The organism is Olivibacter domesticus, from assembly GCF_900109575.1.
Lineage (GTDB): Bacteria > Bacteroidota > Bacteroidia > Sphingobacteriales > Sphingobacteriaceae > Olivibacter > Olivibacter domesticus.
Map to the genome: position 1 here is coordinate 126458 of NZ_FOAF01000006.1, position 19657 is coordinate 146114.

Genomic DNA, 19657 nt, shown 5'->3' on the forward strand with positions numbered 1-19657 from the left:
GTATTATTTTTTGCGCCTTTTAGGACGGATGTACGTTTTATCACAATCTAAGCATACAAAGCCTTGTGTTCGCATGAAGCAATGAGAAATAAAAAAACCGCGTAAAAATTTATTCGAGTCCATCAACCTATTCAAGCCAGATCTTTATCCACCTAACTCACCGAAAAATTCCTGCCATTTACCGAGTTCTTCTTTCTGTTGGCCTAATTCTCATAGGCCAGCGATGCCTTATACGCTAATTTTGAATCAACAAACAAGCTTAACGCATTTAACAACAACATAAAAGAAAACAAATTATAAATTTTAAAAAACAATATTATGAAAACGTTCATCACACCTTTCTTCACAGCCATCTTAATTATATCAGCAAGTGCTTTTGCCAAGGCAGAAACTGATCCATCCCTGTTAGCAACCGCAGATAACAGTGTACATGTCTATATTGAAACCATCACCAAAGGAAATGTAACACACGTCAACGAGCTTTTCAGCAAACAATTTCGTCATAACACGAATGCCAATGGTAAGGTTATCACCCACAGTAAAGAGCAGGTTATAGGCTTTATTAAAGGACACCAAAACGTAAAACAAAACTGTAGCACTTCGTATACCGTGCTAGAGCAGAGCGGCGATTATTCTGTTGCTAAAGTGGAAATGAAATACCGTGATTTTACTAAAATAGATTATGTAACGCTAAGCAGAGAAGGCGCTGATTGGAAAGTGAATCAGGTGGTTACTACCTACGAATAAAATCACATCTTCCAGTAGGAAGTCTATTATATAAATAAGTGTCTGAGCGGTTGCTATTCGAATAGCAACCGCTCTTTTTATAGTATTTTCAACATTTTCTCTCTATATCTCCTTAATTCATGTACCTTTTTTTCATCAATTGTTTACTTTTTAAGGTATTCAAGCTTCTCGCCAATAGGCTCGAGGTTCCCGTAAAAAGGTACCCAAAACCTCCTGGCTTAACCTGCGAAGCAAGCTTCATTGCCCTTAAAACTAACACAACAATGAAAAACCTTCTTTCTAAGGAACTACCACTACTTAGATTATGCTATCCGAAGGTTTTGAGGCCAGTTTTTAGCTAACGAGCGGCTATTTCCAGGACAATTTCTTCCTAACGCCCAAATTATTAGATAAGGACTAAGATGTTTTTTCACACATCAAAACTACAAAATTCATCATTTCGTCTCTACTCTTTATCTATTGGTCTATTCGTTAAAAATAATAGTTTCTAGCACCATAGCTTTACCAGTATAAGCTATCAAACAGTGTGTTATCGAAAAAATAACGATTTTAAGCTGAGATGTTTCCACTTCATTACATTACCAATGTCGTATACCTTTTTTCCGCAAAAAGGTACCCAAAAACTCCTGGCTGCAAATCTTCTTTCAACGTTAGCCCTTTGCTTAGCTTGTGCTGACCGAAGATTTGAAGGCCAGTTTTTAGCTGACGAACAGCTGTTCCTTCGACAATTTATCCGATAGTTACTTAGTTAACCCTTAAACAACAATATGATGAAGATTATGATCAAAATCACGCTTGCAGTTATGATAGTTATAGCTGTTAGCACAAGCTCTACCAACGCAAGCATGAAAGATTCAATTAAACAGACCGCTACTGACGTTCTGGGAAGATACATCGAGACGGTGGTATACGGTATCGTTGAAAATATAGGAGAGCTATTCAGTGACCAATTTCGTCAGCGTACCACTGCAAATGGCAAGGTGATTACGCATACCAAAAGCCAGCTGATCAATTTTATAAAAAAACATCAGCATATAGAACAGGACTGTATTACCAGCTCTGCCGTTCTCGAACAAAACGACGGATGCTCCATCGCTAAAGTGGAAATGAAATACCTTGAATTTACCCGGATAGACTATTTGATGCTAAGTCCGGAAGGTAAGAAATGGAAAGTCAATCAAATAGTGACGACCTTCAGGGACAATAAAACCGATGTTTCCGAGCAGCCTTAAATTTTAACAGCAACCACCATTTGGTCGAGTGTTGGTTGCTCTACTCCTCCTTCTTTCTCTATCGTTATCGCAAACATTTCAGCCCGTTCGGCAGTATTCATCTTCTGCAAGACACTCAGATCATCTTTGGTATAAACACCCGCACTAACGGGCTTTCCATCTACAATTGCCCACAACTGGTATTGCTTACCAAGCGGTAGAGCAGGGAGATTTTGTGGCAATAGAAACACTTCTTTTGTTGCCTTATCCCAATAAAGTGTAGCAGCGCTCTTCTCATGTCCCGGAACTCCTGCCAGATTATATTTAATAACAGAAGCCTTTGTCGTTACCAACAATTCCTCTTCCTTATTTTTAAGCTGCTCCCTAAAGTTCACGTTCTCCACTAAGAGGTTTCGTTCCTGTAGAGCAAGATCAGCTAATTTTGACTTCAGCTCCTTAACGGTATTTATATGATAAATGGTACCAATAACTAAGAGCAAAGCACATGCAGCAGCCATCAGTGCATACCAATTGGTAGACCTCTCATTCGGGCGATTGTTGTCTATTGGCATCTCTTGTGATGTATCCATTGCCTCGTCTACTAAACCTTCCTGCACCAAGGTATTTAAGATAGTCGACTTTAATGCTACAGGTGGATGCTCCTGATCTTCTAAAGCCAATTTGCCCAATGTTGCCTGTGTTTCATCTAAAGCTTGCTGAACTTCCGGATATTTCGAACATACCTCTTCCAGCACGCGAATTTCTTCATCCGTTGCCATTCCGAGCACGTATGCTTCAATAACTCCTGACGATATGTATTCTTTAATATCCAATTTAATTCAATATTTGCTTTAGCTGCATCAATGCGGCTCGCGCTCTTGTTTTAACAGTTCCTAAGGGAATATTAAGCTTTTTTGAAATTTCATCCTGTGTATATCCCTGAAAATAGGATAGCTCTATAATAATACGATGATCATTAGCCAAACGTTCTATTATTTTCTGCAATCCTAAATGATCGGTTTTTATATAGGTAACGAAATTTTCATCCACCGTATTACCTACCTGTTCTTCCAAGCTATTCGTTACTTCGTCTTTTTTAGATTGACTGGATCGCTTATAATCGATCGCTGTATTTCGGGCGATGTTTATCATCCATGTAAACAATCGACCTTTAGTCGTATCATACTGAAAAATGTTACGCCAAATTTTAACAAATGATTCCTGCAGCACATCATTAGCTTCTTCCCCATCACCTAATATTCGCTTAATAATACCAAATAAAGCACCTGCATAATTATCATAAAGATAAATATACGCACGTTGGTCCTTACTTTTCAGCAATAGAACCAATTCTTCATCGGTATAACTGGGTAAGGGTACCAATTAATGTATGCTGTTTAACCTTGTTTTAGAAACCATATATCTTTTGTCTGGAGTAATATACGAGTATTTTTTCGTTTTGGTTTTGTATTGCTGCTTTTTTTATCACGCTCATTATTTCAGCGCTATTCATGAACACAAAGAAACAAAAAAACAGCAACGGTAAATCCAAGCCTTCCTTATTATCGTATATCTTCTTAAAAGGAAATATTTTAAATCAGTTACCTATGAATGATCAATATTTAAAAGAAAAAGAAGATCTGTACAGTACAGAAAATTCAACAACTACCGCCTTAAAAAGACGTTCTTTTCTGAAATATGCTGGTGCAAGCATGGCTGTTACCGCATTAGCCGTTGCAGGCTGCAGTAAAGACGATAATGATTTCCCGGGGATGGATGAAGGCGTATATTTGGGAAAAGGAGACATTGCTATATTAAATTATGCTTACGCACTGGAGCAATTGGAAGCAGCCTTTTATACCAAAGTTGCAGAAACACCTTACAGCGGTATTTCAGAGTTAGAAAAAGCCTTGTTAACCGACATTCGCGACCATGAGATTGCCCACCGCGAATTTTTCAAGGCAGCTTTACAAACAAGCGCCATTCCAAATTTAGAAGTCGATTTCTCTTCCATAAATTTTGGCAGCAGAGATAGTGTTCTTGCCACGGCGAAGGCATTTGAAGACTTAGGAGTTTCGGCCTACAATGGTGCAGGTCAATTAATAGAAAAGGGAGAATATCTATTATTAGCCGGTAAGATTGTTTCTGTAGAAGCAAGGCATGCCGCTTTAGTACGCGATCTAATTCAGAACGGAAGTTTTGCTGGAAGCGATGTCATCGATATGAACGGATTGGAAAAATCGCTGAGCCCATCGAAGGTGCTTACCGCTGCAGCTCCATTTATTAAAACAAAAATTAACGCCAGGGATTTACCTACTTACTAATTTGAAAGCTATGAATCTTTTTGAAATAATTAAAAACATTGAACAGGTGGATGCCGAGATCCATGAAAGATTAAATCCACGTCGCGCCGCCATAAAAGCACTCAGCTCTTTCGGCGCAAAGGTAACACTTGCAGCCATACCACTCGCCATGGGTGGCTTATTTAAAAAGGCATACGGACAAACCATCCCGCAAAAAATAATAGACGTGCTGAACTTTGCTTTAACGCTTGAGTACTTAGAAGCCGAATTTTACACGAAAGGACTAGCAGCTGGCGGATTGATTCCCAACGCTACGGCTCAAGGTGCCATCACCGTAATCAAAGAACATGAAGACCAGCATGTTGCCTTTCTTAAAACAGCATTGGGATCAGCCGCTGTAGGTAAACCAACATTTGATTTTACCGCAGGAGGAGCCTTTTCGGATGTATTTACTAATTACGATACCTTTTTGGCCGTAGCCAATGCCTTTGAAGATACCGGTGTAAGAGCCTACAAAGGGCAAGCAGGTGAATTAATGGAAAATGATGACATACTCCGTTACGCGTTAAATATCCACTCTGTTGAAGCCAGACACGCGTCGCATATTCGGCAGATGCGCAGGGCAAGAGGTGGTGCTGCCGCCAATCTAAAACCTTGGATTACCGGCGCGAATGACACAGGTGTAGGCGCGGTAGATCATGTTTATGCCGGAGAAGACAATAAAGTACAAGCAGGTGCCGATATTACCTCGCTCAATGGCATAGGCGGAAAGCTCAGTGTTAATGCCGCTACAGAAGCATTTGATGAGGCACTGTCTAAAGAAGCTGTACTGCAGATTGCCGGACTTTTTATTGTGAATTAACCTATAACCTGTTGAATGATAGAAAGGGATATGTGTGTTGTAAAAAAGAGGTGCTTCACGGCACCTCTTTTGACATACCAGATTTTATCTCTTAAAATGTCTTTCTCTAAACATCTTTTGGTTGGAAGCCTCGTTCTACATCATCCTTAAATCGCTTGATCTTCTCTTTCCATTCCGGTGCTTTTTCTTTTATATCATCCACCATTGATCTTCCGTTCACATCTTTTTTAGTTGCATATTTGTACGCTCCATATGCTGCTGCTCCTAGCAGCAGTGTTCTTAATAATCCCATAGTCTTAAGTATTTATTTGGAGTTAACAAACTAAGGTAGAAAATGTTTAGCCTCTCTCCATTTTAAGAAACAAGCTCCAACTGTTCTGTCTGTTCAGATACTAATTTTGCGCGTTAAGCTACTATTTTTAAATGAAGCCTTCTCCAACAAGCCTATTACTTTCTTATCGATAGCAAAATTATTAAGTGCTTTTAAGTGGCGTTCATGATGAATATCCGTTCCAATGAAATCTACCAAACCAGCCTCGAGCAACTGAATCGCCGTATGTTTTTCATTTTTGCCGTAATAGCCAGTCAAAGACAGGGCATTAATCTGTAGTAAAGCCCCTCTATCCTTCATTCTTTCCGCTTTTCCCGGCCTATTAAAAACGAAGTGATAACGTTCTGGATGTGCCACTATCGGTTTGTAACCATGCGTTTGCATATCAAACAATACCGTACTCAAATTAGGCGGTTCTGCCATAAACATGGTCTCCACCAACACATAATCATCTGCCAATTTAAGTAAAGGGCCCTTCTCCATCAACCCTTCAAATTCACCATCCATCATATATTCTGCCGCATATTTAATCTCTACGTCGAGCCCCTCTTTATCCAGGGCTTCTTGCAGGCTTTTGGCCGCTGTAGCAATCGTTTCCGGTGTATTCGGATGAATATCACTGATAATATGCGGTGTAGCAATAAATCTTTTATAGCCCAAAGCCATTAACCCTTTAATTAAAACAATCGAAGCCTCTACATCTTTCGCACCATCATCAATACCCGGCAGTATATGCGAATGCATGTCGGTATGTAATATTTCAGCAATAGGAAAATTTATCGGAGCGGATTTAAAAATAGAAAGCATTGTGTTTAGCGATTAAAAATGAATAAAAGTAAAGTTTACTGCATATATTATAATTATGATTAAAAATTATCTGAATGGAAGCAAAGGTTATTCCAAAAAATTATTGAAGGGAATAACCTTGTTCATAAAAATCGGTTGAGAGGAGGAAAAATTTCTAAATCAACTCATTTTCCTCATCGAGTTCTTCGAATGGCGAATTTTTACTTAAAAATTCAGGGACAATAGTCTTCATTTGTTTAACTAATGCCATATTATCAGAACCTTTACTCAATTCCAGGAGTTTATCAATCTCCAAGGTAGCGTCTACGTAATTGTGGTTAATTACGCGTGCTATGCTGATTTTTTCATGGTGTGTAGGCAACGTAAGCTCTTCTGAATTCAGCAACTCTTCATAAAGCTTTTCTCCTGGTCGTAGTCCAGTATATACAATATCAATATCGGTTCCTGGTTCATAACCAGCAAGCTTAATCATTTTACGCGCAAGGTTCACAATCTTAACCGGTTTACCCATATCAAACACAAAGATCTCCCCCCCTTGCCCCATGGTTCCAGCCTCCAGAACCAGTTGCACGGCTTCCGGAATCGTCATAAAATAACGCGTAATCTCTGGGTGCGTAACCGTTATCGGTCCGCCTTTTTCTATCTGCGCCCTAAATCTCGGGATGACAGAGCCATTTGACCCTAATACATTTCCAAAGCGCGTGGTTATAAAACGTGTATTTTTATTGAAATGCGCGTTGTTTAAACTCTGTGTATAAATCTCAGCAATGCGCTTAGAGGTTCCCATCACATTCGTTGGATTCACTGCTTTATCGGTAGAAACCATGACGAATTTCTCCACGCCATATTGAACAGACAGGTCCGCCATGATACGGGTACCTTTCACATTGGTACTCACCGCTTCATAAGGGTTGTTTTCCATTAAAGGCACATGCTTATACGCAGCTGCGTGATACACCACCTGCGGACGTAGCTGCCTAAACAATTTCTCCATACGCTGTACATTGCGTACATCAGCAATCACAATTTCACAGTTGATGTCGGGGAAGTTTTCCTCCACTTCCAACTGCATATCATGCAAGGGTGATTCCGCTTGATCACAAAGAATCAACAAGCGAGGATGATACGTCATGACCTGGCGAACGATTTCGGAACCAATAGATCCCGCCGCACCTGTCACCAATACTACTCGATCAAATAAATCTGCCTTTACCTTTGCATTATCTATTTCGATAGGCTTCCGCTGCAGGAGATCTTCAATTTTAAGATTTTTGATCTGCGATTCACCAATCGTTCCCGACAGCCATTTATCAGGCGTAGGAGCCGTAACTACTTGAATCCCGATACGTAGACAACGCTCTATCACTACCTGTTTATCCCGTTCCCCTAGTTTATCATTTAATAACAGGAGCTGGTCGACATGCTTTGTTTCTTTTAAGAGCCCAAGATCCTTAATATGGTATACCTTCTTCTGCTCCACTAAGCTATTTAACCTAGAACGATCTGTATCAATAAAGCCTATCACAATAAATTTAGAGGTCACACTGCTCTCCAAAGCCCGTTTCACCAGCACGGCCTTATCATCTGCTCCATAGATCAACACCCGTACTCGATCTCTTTTTGAAAGACGATCGTGAAAATATTGAAAAGTACCTTTAGCTGCAATACGCAGAAAAATCAGCAAAGAAGAACCAATAAAGAAATTAATTAGGAGCACCTCTCTCACACGAAGGGAATGTATGCCAAAGTAAGGCTCCACAACGGCGATAATTAACAAGGTATAAATAATACTCGATGTTAAAATAGCTGTGAATATGCGCAACATATCACGCATATTGGAGTAGCGGATTAAGCCTACGTGCACTTTCAAAACCAAGAAAACGGGAATACAAACCGCCACGTATAAATTTGTATAAATTAAAAAGTGACCGCGTAAGATATCCGGGAACTGAAATTCTTCAGAAATAAAATAAGCCAACACAAAAGACCAACTGGCTAATACTAGGTCGATTAAAAAGATAATCCACCGGGGGAGCACCTTATTATCTAGTAAAATTTTCCTCATCAGATTCGTTGTTTATTTTGTTCATTTTTTATGAAGTCAGAAAAAAAAATCACTTAACGTGATTACCATTTATATGCCAAAAAACCATTTTACAAGCTTCTTAACAAACGTTTAATATCTAGTTAACAACACGAGCCAACCAATTGTTTTTCAGGTTATTTTGTTCAAAAATAAACAAAAACCAACCAAATCTAGTTGCCTAGTAGATTAATTATTTTAACCTTAAAATAAGCATCAATTTTAGAATAAATTACACACTTTATCAATCGCTGGAAATAGGTATATTTCTAAAAGATTTCCCCTTACATCTCACTATTTATTCTCAGTTTTTTACAGTTTATATAACTTCTATAAAAAGAAGTGTGATGCTAAGAACAAAATTTGTGCCGTAAATAACAAATTGTACCAAGCCATATACGGAAGGGTAAAAGAGAACCTGATTTTATAAATAAAGATTTTTTCCTTTGGAGAAGCTCCTTGCTGATTTTTTATTACTATTAAAAAAAAGACAAACTGTACTATAACAGGTACACCTAAAATAAAAATCTCAAAATTAAGTATTTTTAGCTAACTTTTTATGTATACAAAACTATACAAAACATACTCATTAATTCAAAAAAATCACGCTTTTAGCACGGATGCTGGTTCAATTTCAGCAAATGATGCTATGCTGACTCTCCGCATTATAACGGCATTCGAATGAATAAGTACTCCATCTTCAACGGTGGCCCCAGCACCTATATATACACCTGGATAGGTTGTTACGTAATCTTTAACGATGGCATCATGATCGATCGTTACATTTGCATTTATGATAACATGTTTACCTATTTTAGCTCCTGGTTGAATAACAGCACCAGCCAGTACGACAGACCCCTCCCCAATTTCAACATTTTCAGCCACCGTAGCCGATGGATGAATGAGACTCATGAAGGAATGTGCATAACAATGCTCCGCTACTCTTTTACGTATTGACGGAGCACCTATGGCAATTAGTAGTGGAATCGTTGATAAATAAGTAGGCACATAAGGATGTTGCTCGTCAAAAAACCCAACTACAGAATAACCCAGTCGTTTTGCACAATCTTGTAAAACGACGCTATGCCCTCCTTTTCCATATAATAGAAGAGACTTCTCCATTATAAATTGTATTTTTTAAGAAGATTGTGTTTAATCAATAAATAAGCAGCACTAAGAAGCAATAAACAAGCTATTGAAAATGTAACCTGTGTAATCAGCGTATATTTTGTCATATAAATAACGGCCACTCCAATTAATGTTTGAATTGCACCATAAGCAAATGAAACACCCAATTTGTTGATTTTCGCTTCATTGGCTAAATATTGATATAGATGCGAACGATGTGCTTCAAAAATATTCTCTTTCTTATATAGTCGTCTTAAGATTGTCCATACCGTGTCTACACCATACGTAGCTAAAAACAACAAATAAATCAGGTTACCTGATGATAAAATTAGTAGTGACAAGAAAAAAATCAATATAAAAGCCATGCTAACACTTCCCACATCACCGGCGAAGCACTTGGCTTTTTGTCTGAAATTAAAAAAGGCAAACACGAGATTACCAATCGCCACACAATATAATAATTGTTCATCCACATAAGGGGTTTCTCTATTTGTTAGCCACAATAAAAACAAAACAGCGAAGCTATATGCTGTTGTGATGCCATTAATACCATCCATGAAGTTATAGGCATTTATCACCCCAATTATGACGATGACGGCTATTGGCAGCATAAACCAAGTTAAACTAAAAAGTTCAATTTGATATAATAACAATAGTACTGAGACGAGATGGATTGTTATTCGCAATTTATTAGAAAGCGTAAATATATCATCTAGAAAGCTAATTAAAGCCATAAGTGTAAGTCCAAAGAAAAAATAAGGATACTGAAATTCAGACCAGAAAAAGTAAATAAATGTTGCTATATAAAATATAATCCCCCCTCCTCTAATAGTAATAGATGTATGAGAACTACGATGATTAGGTTTATCAATAATATTGAAATGATCAGCTATGCGAAAGTAGCTAATTTCTAAGATCAACAAAACTCCAGTAATAAGAAAGTAGATCATATTATTTCAGCAATTTTATCTAATACCCTGGATGGGGTCCAACCAAGTTCCTTTACAGCCTTCGAATCATCAAATGTTAATGGCGAAGTAATTTTTTTCAGTTTTATCGAATTTAAGGGAAACCTTTCTCCAAGTAAATCACCGAGGAAACCAAGACATCTAGCAAGCCACATTGAGATTTTTTTAGGTTTTCTTTTTCCAATAGATGTACTAATACGAGTTTCCAGCTCACTAAAACACGGGTGGTAACCATCTGTTAAATTATAAACACCTCCCAATTCAATCAGTTTAGGTATTATTTCTGTTATATCCTCCGCCCAAACTATACTTTTATTCGCGTCTGCTTTTCCTATGCTTAGATACTTTCCAGAACGTATACCAGTAATCATCGCGCCTAAATTGCCAGGAGGATTAGGACCGGCTACTAGTGGTAATCTCAAAATGCTCAGTTTAACTCCTCTAGCTCCACACCATTCAGTTAACCACTTTTCGGCCATAATTTTACTTTGAGCATAAGGGGTTACCCCGTTTAAAGGGTGTTTTTCCGAAATCAGATTTCCGAAATCTCGCCCATAAACCGATACCGTACTAATAAAAATAAAAGCTTTTGGAAGTTGTTTGATCTGTTCGAGTGCTGCACAAATATTTTTTGTCCCTTCAAAATTAACATCATAAAATTCCCTTACTTCTTTCGAAGATTTAGGTACTGAATGAGCTTTCCCAGCAGCATGGATAACAACGTCTATTTTTAAGTCACTAGGAAAAACAAAGCTGCTCGTAATATCAGCGCTAACTTCTTGCTTATCTCTACCAAGACCATAAATTTCGTTGCCTTGTTTATTCAATTTTTCTTTTAAAATTGCACCTAAGAATCCGCTCGCGCCAGTTAGAAGTAAATTATTTCGATCCATGCACCTCCTCCAGAACATTTAACATCTTATTTGCCAAATAATCTTTATCGAAGAACTCTTTTGCCGTCGATAATGCTCGATGTCCCATCTCATTAATGATTTCTGGATTATCAGCCATCCAAATCAATTTGTTTGCTAGCTCCTCAGGATCATTCGGGTTAAGTGTGTAGCCAACCTCATGTTTCAATAAAAAATCCTTCATCCATCCCTGAGTATTTTGTATCACTGGAACCCCAGCCGCCAAGGACTCGAAGAATTTATTCGGAGAAGAGGTGTCTAGCACTGGTGTACCTTTCAACGGTACAAGAGAAGCAACAGCGTTTTGTACATAACCAACTAGTTCGCTTTTTGGCATTAAACCTAGGCGAATAAAATTTGAAATACCTTCTTCTTTCGCCTTTTGCTCCAGCTCTTCTCTTTGTTGTCCTTCACCGATTAACAAAATTACAATGTCATCTCGACCAATTTGCTTTAAATATCGTGCAGCTTCAAACAACCAATAAGAATTATTGACCATTCCTATGTTCCCTGTATAAACTGCATACTTTTTTGCTTTTACATATGAAGCATCAAAACTCACCGGATTGGAAAACAAGGAGATATTCGCCGCATTTGTAACATCAGTAACCTTCGTGAGATTAAACCTTCTTTTTATGTTTTGGGTCATCCCCGGAGATAAAGTAACAATGTGAGATGAAGCTAAATAACATTTTTTCTCAAACCAATAAGCGAAGCTCTTTATTGTTCGATTTTTTATAATCCCCAACTCTATAGCACCTTCGGGCCATAAATCCCGTGTCTCGAAAACTAGTTTTCGTTTTCGGATATACCGTGCTATCAATCCTGGTAACCCAACTGTGATTGGTCCTGACGAAGCAATCACTACATCGGCTTTCAATGTCAAGGCATAGTAACACGACAGCACACTGTAGGCTATGAAAGACCATATCCTCTTTAAAAAGGATTGTTTGTTGTCGATCCGAACATTTAGTACCTTCACATGAACTCCTTCAAAATATTGATCTTCGATTAACCTTTTTGCTTTAATATCTGATTTACTATATACGCTTGATACAACAGTAACTTCATGCCCTGCCTTTACCCATTCTTTAGCGAATTCGTAAACTCTGGTACCCCAAGCACCTTTAGGAGTTGAAAAGTATTGATAGAAATAAACAATTTTCATTAAAAATAAAGTGATGTATGTAAGCGTAAACTTTATAAGCTGTTTAATTATAACTTTAAAATAGCATCTATGATTCTTTCCGCTGTTTTACCATCCCAAAGCTCAGGGATGCTACCTTTTTTCCAGTTACCTTCAAGAAGCTTTTCGAATGCAGGAGGAATAGCCGCCGGATTCGTACCTAATAATTCATTGGTACCAATATTACATGTTTCAGGTCGTTCTGTATTATCCCTTAAAGTCATACAGGGTATGCCCATAACCGTTGTTTCTTCTGTGATACCGCCTGAATCCGTCACAACAGCCTTAGCATGTTGAACAAGATAGTTAAATTCCAGGTATCCTAACGGATCGATCAGATGTAGATTTGGAGCCTTAATACCTGCATTTTCGAGCATCTTCGCAGTACGCGGATGAACAGGAAACACTAGAGGCATTCCATTAGAAGATTCGACAATGGTGTTTATAAGATTGTTAAGAGAGTCCTCTTGATCTACGTTAGCAGGACGATGCAACGTCATTACAATATATTCTTTTACTCTCAATCCCAAAGTATTCCACACATCGGGCTGCCTAAACCTAGGCATTTGTTTAAGCAAGGTGTCAATCATGGTATTTCCAACAAAGAATATCCGTTCTTCTTCTACGCCAGAAGTTTTTAAGTTTCTATTGGCTATTTCAGAAGTTGTAAAAAAATAGTTCGTTATGCTATCGGTTACCAATCTATTTATTTCCTCAGGCATTGTCCAATCACCCGATCTAATGCCTGCTTCAACGTGAGCCACCCTTGTACGTAGTTTTTGCGCAACAATTGCACAAGCCATTGTTGAGGTTACATCTCCAACCACCAAAACCAAATCAGTTGGATTTTCCATGAGCTCTTTTTCGAAACGAACCATGATAGCAGCCGTCTGCTCAGCCTGACTACCTCCACCTGCTTCTAAATTGGCATGCGGCTCAGGAATTCCCAATTGTTCAAAAAAATCGCCACTCATTTTTTTATCATAGTGCTGTCCAGTATGTATTAAGCGATAATCAACTTCTACTCCTTGTTCTTTTCTAATTTTTATAACATCTATGATAGGAGCTATTTTCATAAAATTGGGACGAGCCCCAGCAATTATTGTTATTTCCATATTGTATCTAAATAGAAGGGGTCAAATTCTAAAAGTTAACATTTTTTTCATATACATCTATAATACTGTCCCAAGAAAATTTTCCTGCTTGTTTAACAGCTTTTATACTCTTTGAATTGTAGTCATTTATAATATTGTCAATTAAAAGCGTCAACATTTCGGGATTATTCGGCTCACAAGAATACCCTACCTCACCGTCGCTAAAGTATCCGTCAATGCCTTCGTTTTTAGTATAAATCACTGGTAATCCTTGCGACATTGCTTCTAAATAACTAATACCAAATGTCTCCTTAAATGACAACAATACAAAGATGTCACAGGATCTATAAATTTTGAGTAACTTAGCCTTATCAGACACTTCACCATAGTAAACTGTCTTATTTTTATTTCTTAACCGCGAATTGAATCCTTTAAAATCAACATTATTAATATTTGATCCAACAACATGAAGTTCATAAACCCGATCATCGTGGTTTTCTAAAAAATTCATTAAAATATTTAAATTCTTATTGTCATCAATTTTTCCAACAAAAAGCAATTTAACTACCTGATTCATTTCATGTGATTTATTTTCACCTAGCAGGTTCTGAATCCAAAAATCATCAAGCCCATTTGGTAAAATGAGTCTTTGTTTTCCAACAGTGAATGGATAGAGAGTTTCAATTCTAAATTTATAAGACGGGGATAAGAAAATCACTAGTGATGCTCGCCGTAGCACCATTGCTCCCAACACCTTAAAAATTTTATTTGGAATAAAAAAATTAACATCGCTATTACGAATTGTAATAACCAAAGGCTTTTTGTTTAAAATAGAAATAAAAAAACCAACTAGCCCATCACTAATTAAAGTATGCGCATGGATGTAATCGAACTGAGAGGAACTAAAAAGCTTCCTAACTTTTAATACACTTTTCCAAATTTTGCTAAAGAAAAACTTCTTATCCCATTTGTTATAAATATTAAAGTATTCAATTTCCTCATCATTGAAATTTTTTTTCGCCCCCTTATAAACCGGAATATAGTACAAGTGCTCGTCTCTAAGGCTGGAAACTTTTTTTCGAAAATGATAATGGATACGATTGGTAAAATAATAGCTATTAATATGGAGACCTCTTCCCATCTAGTTCGTTACAGTTAAATCTAAAATTATTAAGTCAATTTAATTTTGCTCTACTTTATTATTGGAAACAGAAAATTTACCCTGTGCATTTCTTTGCTGAATAAAATGATTCTGATCGAATCTAGACACATTAGCCTTAGAAGACACATTATTTTTTAAACTTGAAATTGTTTTCCTAGTTACTTTTTTATTTATACAAATGATTTGATTATCATAAATTTTGGCCTCTTTTGAAGGAATGCCTCGGATAACAACGGCTAGGGCACCGTCATTTAGCCTAATTGTGTTATTATGGATTAGCAGGTCAGAGCCTGCCAAATCTGTACCATCATTTCTATCCTTACCTCCGTGCATGTCGATTGCCCATGTTCCATTATTATTTTCCATAAATTTATTATAGCACACCTCGTACCCCGTATTTTTCCGGCCTGTTCCCGCAACTGAGTGCCTATTAAAATCAAATAGGTTAGCTTTTATTAAAGCAGTTGAACCATCTAAGACCACTCCGTATCCGAGCCCAAAACGTTGATTATGATGAATATAATTATGATGTATATTTGATCTAACCCCCTTACCGCGCAAATGAATAGCTCCGTAGGTCCATCCATATAATTCACAATTGTCTATCTCAAGGTTTTGATGCCAACTTGTTACTCCATCAGACACAGGCACTCCATACATATTTTTACGATAGTAATTAAGTCTATTTTTCTTTAAATCCTCGGCGGATTTACCCGCTAATGCATTACCCTTAGCGTATATTTCGGTATCGGGCCCTTCGATCCGAATACCAGTTATTCTTATGTCGTTCCCTCCTGTTCCAATCAAGGGCCTAGTTCCGTTAGTTTTAGTAAAAAGAAGAGCTCCCTTGCTATTTCCCTTTCCTCTACCACTAGCTAAAGTAACCCCACCCGGAATTATTAATTTTTTCACATTACTTAGGTCAATTACCGCATCATCTTTAATATATACCACTTCTCCCCTTTTAGACCTTTTTAAGGCATCAATTAATTCGGTTTTATTTTTCACATTATAGGTGCGTTTATTTACAATGTTTTTATACACAGGAGTACCATTGTTAAGTCCTCCAACATACTCACCATCAACAACGTCGTCACTTATTTGTACATTTTTTGAACGATTTAAATTTACAGACTCGCCTTCCACATTAATTGTAACCACGTTAAAGAAGAAAGTGGTCCATATCAGAATTAAATATCTCATATCAAAAAAATTTACATTATGGCAATAATATTCTTATAAAGATTTCAATTTTTCCACCAAATTATCATAATTGGTTTTTGCTACAAACTGACTCTTCCATGTGATAAATGCTTGATTTCTTCTTTCCAAATAAGACCGGTCCTCGATCTCAAGTATCTTGTTTAGTAACTCCTCTGAATTAATTGTAACGGGGACAATAAAACCATTTGTTTCATTAACACTTTCTGCCGTTCCGCCAACATTAGTTGCAATAACAGGTATTCCAAATGACAACGCTTCCATTATACTTACAGGCACACCCTCGTGCAGGCTTACATTGATAAACCAAGTAACCTCATTCGTTTCATAAAAATTATATATTTGTTCCTGGGTAGACCAGCCGTGCAAATATATTTGTACATTCTCCCTCAATGTTTCTTTGACTTTCTTCTTTAGAGCCTCAAAAAGCATTCCATCACCAAAATGATGCCATTCAATTTTTTTACTACCTTGATACTTTAAAAGGGCCTCTGCAATTAAGTCAACACGCTTTATAGGATCGACTCTACTACAGGATACTATTCTTATTAAAGAACTATCATAGTTGTATATTTGAGGTCCTTTATTGTTATCCACACCTAAATAATTTAGAAAAATTTTTCTCTCATTTATATTATAATGTGACTTCAGCGTTTCAGCAATGTCTCTAGATATGGGCAAAAGTAGGTCTGAGCTATCATATATCTGCTGTCTTAAAGGAAGATAATTATTATTTACTTCTAAATAAAAGTCTGACCTATGCATTCTTATAACCTTGACTTTCTGCTTACATAAACTCGTTACAAATAAAGGCGCTTCCGCCCAATACGAGTATAACATACACTTTTTATCTATTTTCTTTAGCCTTTCTTTCAGCGTAGCATAAGACGTTCTAAAACTAAGTAACGAATTGAACCATTTTTTTATATTGAAAACAGAAAGGTATACCTTTTGTTCAAATAAGTCTTTTATATAATAAGAAACTGGACTAAAGTTAAAAATACCACTAAACACCCTAATTGCCTTGTTTTTTGAAACAAAGGTTGGATATACATCAACATTGATCGGTACTTTGCGTTTACTTTCGTTACTTGTTGGGTTGTACAACGGGTAAATAATAACCCTTTCAAAAGCTACGGACAAATATGGCAATTCATTTTCAAAAAATGTTTCTTTGTTCCCGTATGGAAAAGAAGCTGTAAAACAAATCAATACATTATCCTTAATCATTTTTGGCATGTGCTAATTGGTTAGTACTTTGGTTCTTAAAACTTTTATCTGTAAGTGTAAATGCAAAGAGAATCAAAAAGAAAGTTTTTACAATGCCCGAAGCAGCTATAACAAAAGGCTCTTTAAATTCTCCAATAATAATTACTAGTCCAAGACACACTATACCCGTCCAATAATGCTTACCTAAAGAAGTACCTAATAATTGTTTCAGAAACACAAAAACTTGGCTATAAAAAACGATAACCATGATAATTCCGCCTGCAAAAATAAGTCTCACAAACCCTACATCCGAACCGACTACACGGCTCTTTCCTCCTCTTCCAACTCTACTAGCGTCCCATATCCCTTCCCCAAAAATTAAGTCAACATCATGTTCAGGAAAAAAAAACATATTACTTAAAATGTTCGTTGATGTTGTTTCCAGTTTACCACTTTTATTATAGGTTTCAATCGCCTCAAACGCTCTATTAACTACTCTTTCCTTAAAAAGTGCAAGCTTTTGTTGAGGTATGAAAATCTCATAGTTTGTGGCGATTACTACGACGCAGGACATTATTAATATAGAGTAGAAAAAGGTTTTGAAAAAGGATTTATTATTTATTGCAAATTGGAAAAGATAGCTCAAAATAAAAAGAATACAGAAGATCATCCCCGTCCTTGCAATAAAGATTGTGGATAGTGTAATAATTATTATAGCTAACAAACAAATAATGGTACTAAGTTTGCCCCTTTCTTTCTTTTTAAAGACACAAAAATATATTACGGAGATCCATACTCCTAAACTTTGCAAATAAGATAATGCTGCGTTGACGGATGTACTGAATCCTCTTGTGCGGGTCGCGGACAAAGCTCTTTCGTCCTCAACAACCATAATTTTGTTCGTAAATTCTCTAAAACCGTCGCTTACAAATGAGAGAAAAATCAATATTGATTGTAGTAGAAATATCTTAACTAGCAACATACAAATCTGATTTAATGTATATTTTCGATCTAAATAAAACCACACTAAAAAAGAGCCTACTACGCATTCAAAATAAAACAGGAATCTCTGATATAAGAAAACCCACGAATAGTGCCCAGAAAACACTGTGACAGCATAGTAATGAGTGCTAATAAGAATCCAAATTACAAAAGTATATTTGACAAATTTATTGGCGAGTAATTGTTCCAAGATCCTTCTTTTATTAAGAATAACTAATAGAAAGATAATCACCAATTTTGACCCTGCAAAACCAGTGAATTTAAACGTCACACCATAAATAAACAAGAAGACTAGTGTGAAGTCTAAAGAATATTCCAACCAACCAATATTTCTCTTTGTTATCATCTATCTCATACTTGGAAATCAATCAGATAATCTGTTTATACAAAAAAGCTAATATGCCTGGCGTTTTTATTTTAAGAGAAAAGGAGCTTTTTAGACTACATCGAAAGAAAAAAATAAAAATCTTATATTTTCTTGTAACTATTTTCTCCACCACCCTTAAATTATATATCTGTGCTAACGAACGTCTCATAGATTCTATTAAATTAGACTCCTCCTTCGTCAATAAAAGGCGATAGGTTACTATCTCTCCCCATAATAAGAATCCTTGCAGTTTCTTTAAATATTTTTTCTTTCCTTGCTCTATAAGTTTACCAGAAAAAAGCTCTATATACTTTATTGTAGATTTAACCTGCTTGTCAATAAATTCATCCTTATTCCACACACCACGATCTTCGTCCATACGATGCAAAACATCATATTTAGTTTTTATTTTCAAATACTTAAAGGACAAATTCTCATTTAACAGCGCTCGTGTATGCAATTCCGGATCTTGCAATCTCTGAAAGCTTTCATCAAACCCATTTAGGCTCTCTAATGCTTCTCTTCTCCATAAAGGTCCAGAAGTATGCCACAACAGATTAAATTTTAAAAAACTACCTAAACAAAACTTATGTTTATTACTTGCCAAGAAAAAATTTATTATTTCAATAAAATCGGGCTTTGCTTTTGCATAAATATTTTCAATGTTTGTCTTAAAATATGCCACATTAAATATATAATATGAAAAATTTGGGTATTGTTTCACACATTCAATTCTCTGAGATAAGCATTGTCTTACTAACAAATCATCAGCATCTAAGAACAAAACAAAATCTCCCTTAGCTAATTGAATACCTATATTCCGGCATACAGAAGCACCTTTATTCTGCTTATAGTCACTCCTTTTTATTAAATATATATTGTCACTTTTTGATTCCAATATAATTTTTTGTACTAGCTCATAGGAACCGTCATTGGATCCGTCATCAATTATTAACAACTCCCAATTTTGGTATAATTGACTTTGCACTGAACTGATGGTACTTTCGATATACTTGGCTTTATTGTACAGCGGGCAGACTACCGTAATCTTATTCATCAATTGAA

19 protein-coding genes are annotated in these 19657 nt (G+C 36.6%); 4 read left to right on the forward strand and 15 right to left on the reverse strand.

Features of this window, described 5'->3' with window-relative positions; translation table 11 throughout:
• Window positions 1-318: 318 nt before the first annotated feature.
• Both BMY50_RS19495 and BMY50_RS19500 read left to right on the forward strand, forming a co-directional pair.
• The gene (locus BMY50_RS19495) at window positions 319-747 is read left to right on the forward strand and encodes a nuclear transport factor 2 family protein (RefSeq protein WP_093327839.1); all 429 of its coding nucleotides are present in this window, start codon (window positions 319-321) and stop codon (window positions 745-747) included.
• A 767-nt stretch (window positions 748-1514) separates the two neighbouring features.
• Window positions 1515-1979, forward strand: a complete 465-nt coding sequence (locus BMY50_RS19500) for a nuclear transport factor 2 family protein (protein WP_093327842.1) — start codon at window positions 1515-1517, stop codon at window positions 1977-1979.
• Here BMY50_RS19500 and BMY50_RS19505 read toward each other — a convergent pair.
• A complete protein-coding gene (locus BMY50_RS19505) occupies window positions 1976-2791 on the reverse strand; it encodes an anti-sigma factor (protein WP_093327844.1) in 816 nt (271 codons plus the stop codon). The genes BMY50_RS19500 and BMY50_RS19505 overlap by 4 nt on opposite strands.
• Before the next feature lies 1 nt (window position 2792).
• Entirely contained in the window at window positions 2793-3341 is a 549-nt protein-coding gene (locus BMY50_RS19510; protein WP_093327845.1) for an RNA polymerase sigma factor, read from the reverse strand.
• Between the two features lie 128 nt (window positions 3342-3469).
• Between BMY50_RS19510 and BMY50_RS19515 the strand changes: the two genes are divergently transcribed.
• Window positions 3470-4282, forward strand: coding sequence for a ferritin-like domain-containing protein (locus BMY50_RS19515; protein WP_238383829.1), 813 nt, complete (start codon window positions 3470-3472; stop codon window positions 4280-4282).
• A 10-nt stretch (window positions 4283-4292) separates the two neighbouring features.
• On the forward strand, window positions 4293-5123 hold the full coding sequence (locus BMY50_RS19520) for a ferritin-like domain-containing protein (RefSeq protein ID WP_093327847.1): 831 nt from the start codon (window positions 4293-4295) through the stop codon (window positions 5121-5123).
• 106 nt (window positions 5124-5229) lie between these two features.
• On the opposite strand, the gene BMY50_RS19525 is transcribed toward BMY50_RS19520, so the two are convergent.
• The 13 genes from BMY50_RS19525 to BMY50_RS19585 all read right to left on the reverse strand — a co-directional run bounded on the left by BMY50_RS19525 (window position 5230) and on the right by BMY50_RS19585 (window position 19649).
• On the reverse strand, window positions 5230-5415 hold the full coding sequence (locus BMY50_RS19525) for a hypothetical protein (protein WP_093327849.1): 186 nt from the start codon (window positions 5413-5415) through the stop codon (window positions 5230-5232).
• 93 nt (window positions 5416-5508) lie between these two features.
• Window positions 5509-6261, reverse strand: coding sequence for a tyrosine-protein phosphatase (locus tag BMY50_RS19530; RefSeq protein ID WP_093327851.1), 753 nt, complete (start codon window positions 6259-6261; stop codon window positions 5509-5511).
• 154 nt (window positions 6262-6415) lie between these two features.
• The gene (locus tag BMY50_RS19535) at window positions 6416-8326 is read right to left on the reverse strand and encodes a polysaccharide biosynthesis protein (protein ID WP_093327853.1); all 1911 of its coding nucleotides are present in this window, start codon (window positions 8324-8326) and stop codon (window positions 6416-6418) included.
• A 621-nt stretch (window positions 8327-8947) separates the two neighbouring features.
• Window positions 8948-9466 carry a PglD-related sugar-binding protein gene (locus tag BMY50_RS19540; protein ID WP_093327854.1) on the reverse strand — a complete coding sequence of 173 codons (519 nt, stop codon included), beginning with the start codon at window positions 9464-9466 and terminating at the stop codon, window positions 8948-8950.
• Window positions 9466-10422 carry an MraY family glycosyltransferase gene (locus BMY50_RS19545; RefSeq protein WP_093327856.1) on the reverse strand — a complete coding sequence of 319 codons (957 nt, stop codon included), beginning with the start codon at window positions 10420-10422 and terminating at the stop codon, window positions 9466-9468. Before BMY50_RS19545 ends, BMY50_RS19540 begins: the two co-directional genes overlap by 1 nt.
• Entirely contained in the window at window positions 10419-11333 is a 915-nt protein-coding gene (locus BMY50_RS19550; protein WP_093327859.1) for an NAD-dependent epimerase/dehydratase family protein, read from the reverse strand. Before BMY50_RS19550 ends, BMY50_RS19545 begins: the two co-directional genes overlap by 4 nt.
• Window positions 11320-12519: a glycosyltransferase family 4 protein gene (locus tag BMY50_RS19555; RefSeq protein WP_093327861.1), complete on the reverse strand. Its 1200-nt coding sequence runs from the start codon at window positions 12517-12519 to the stop codon at window positions 11320-11322. Before BMY50_RS19555 ends, BMY50_RS19550 begins: the two co-directional genes overlap by 14 nt.
• A gap of 47 nt (window positions 12520-12566) precedes the next feature.
• Window positions 12567-13652 carry a non-hydrolyzing UDP-N-acetylglucosamine 2-epimerase gene (gene wecB / locus BMY50_RS19560; RefSeq protein WP_093327864.1) on the reverse strand — a complete coding sequence of 362 codons (1086 nt, stop codon included), beginning with the start codon at window positions 13650-13652 and terminating at the stop codon, window positions 12567-12569.
• Window positions 13653-13680: 28 nt separating this feature from the next.
• Window positions 13681-14772, reverse strand: a complete 1092-nt coding sequence (locus BMY50_RS19565) for a glycosyltransferase family 4 protein (protein ID WP_093327866.1) — start codon at window positions 14770-14772, stop codon at window positions 13681-13683.
• 39 nt (window positions 14773-14811) lie between these two features.
• Window positions 14812-15996, reverse strand: a complete 1185-nt coding sequence (locus tag BMY50_RS19570; protein WP_093327869.1) for a hypothetical protein — start codon at window positions 15994-15996, stop codon at window positions 14812-14814.
• 33 nt (window positions 15997-16029) lie between these two features.
• Window positions 16030-17253 (reverse strand): glycosyltransferase, encoded by a 1224-nt coding sequence (locus BMY50_RS19575; RefSeq protein WP_093327871.1) that lies wholly within the window; start codon window positions 17251-17253, stop codon window positions 16030-16032.
• Entirely contained in the window at window positions 17237-18571 is a 1335-nt protein-coding gene (locus BMY50_RS28340) for a hypothetical protein (protein ID WP_093327874.1), read from the reverse strand. The genes BMY50_RS19575 and BMY50_RS28340 overlap by 17 nt, the downstream gene beginning before the upstream one ends.
• A gap of 22 nt (window positions 18572-18593) precedes the next feature.
• Window positions 18594-19649, reverse strand: a complete 1056-nt coding sequence (locus BMY50_RS19585; RefSeq protein WP_093327877.1) for a glycosyltransferase family 2 protein — start codon at window positions 19647-19649, stop codon at window positions 18594-18596.
• Between the last annotated feature and the right edge of the window lie 8 nt (window positions 19650-19657).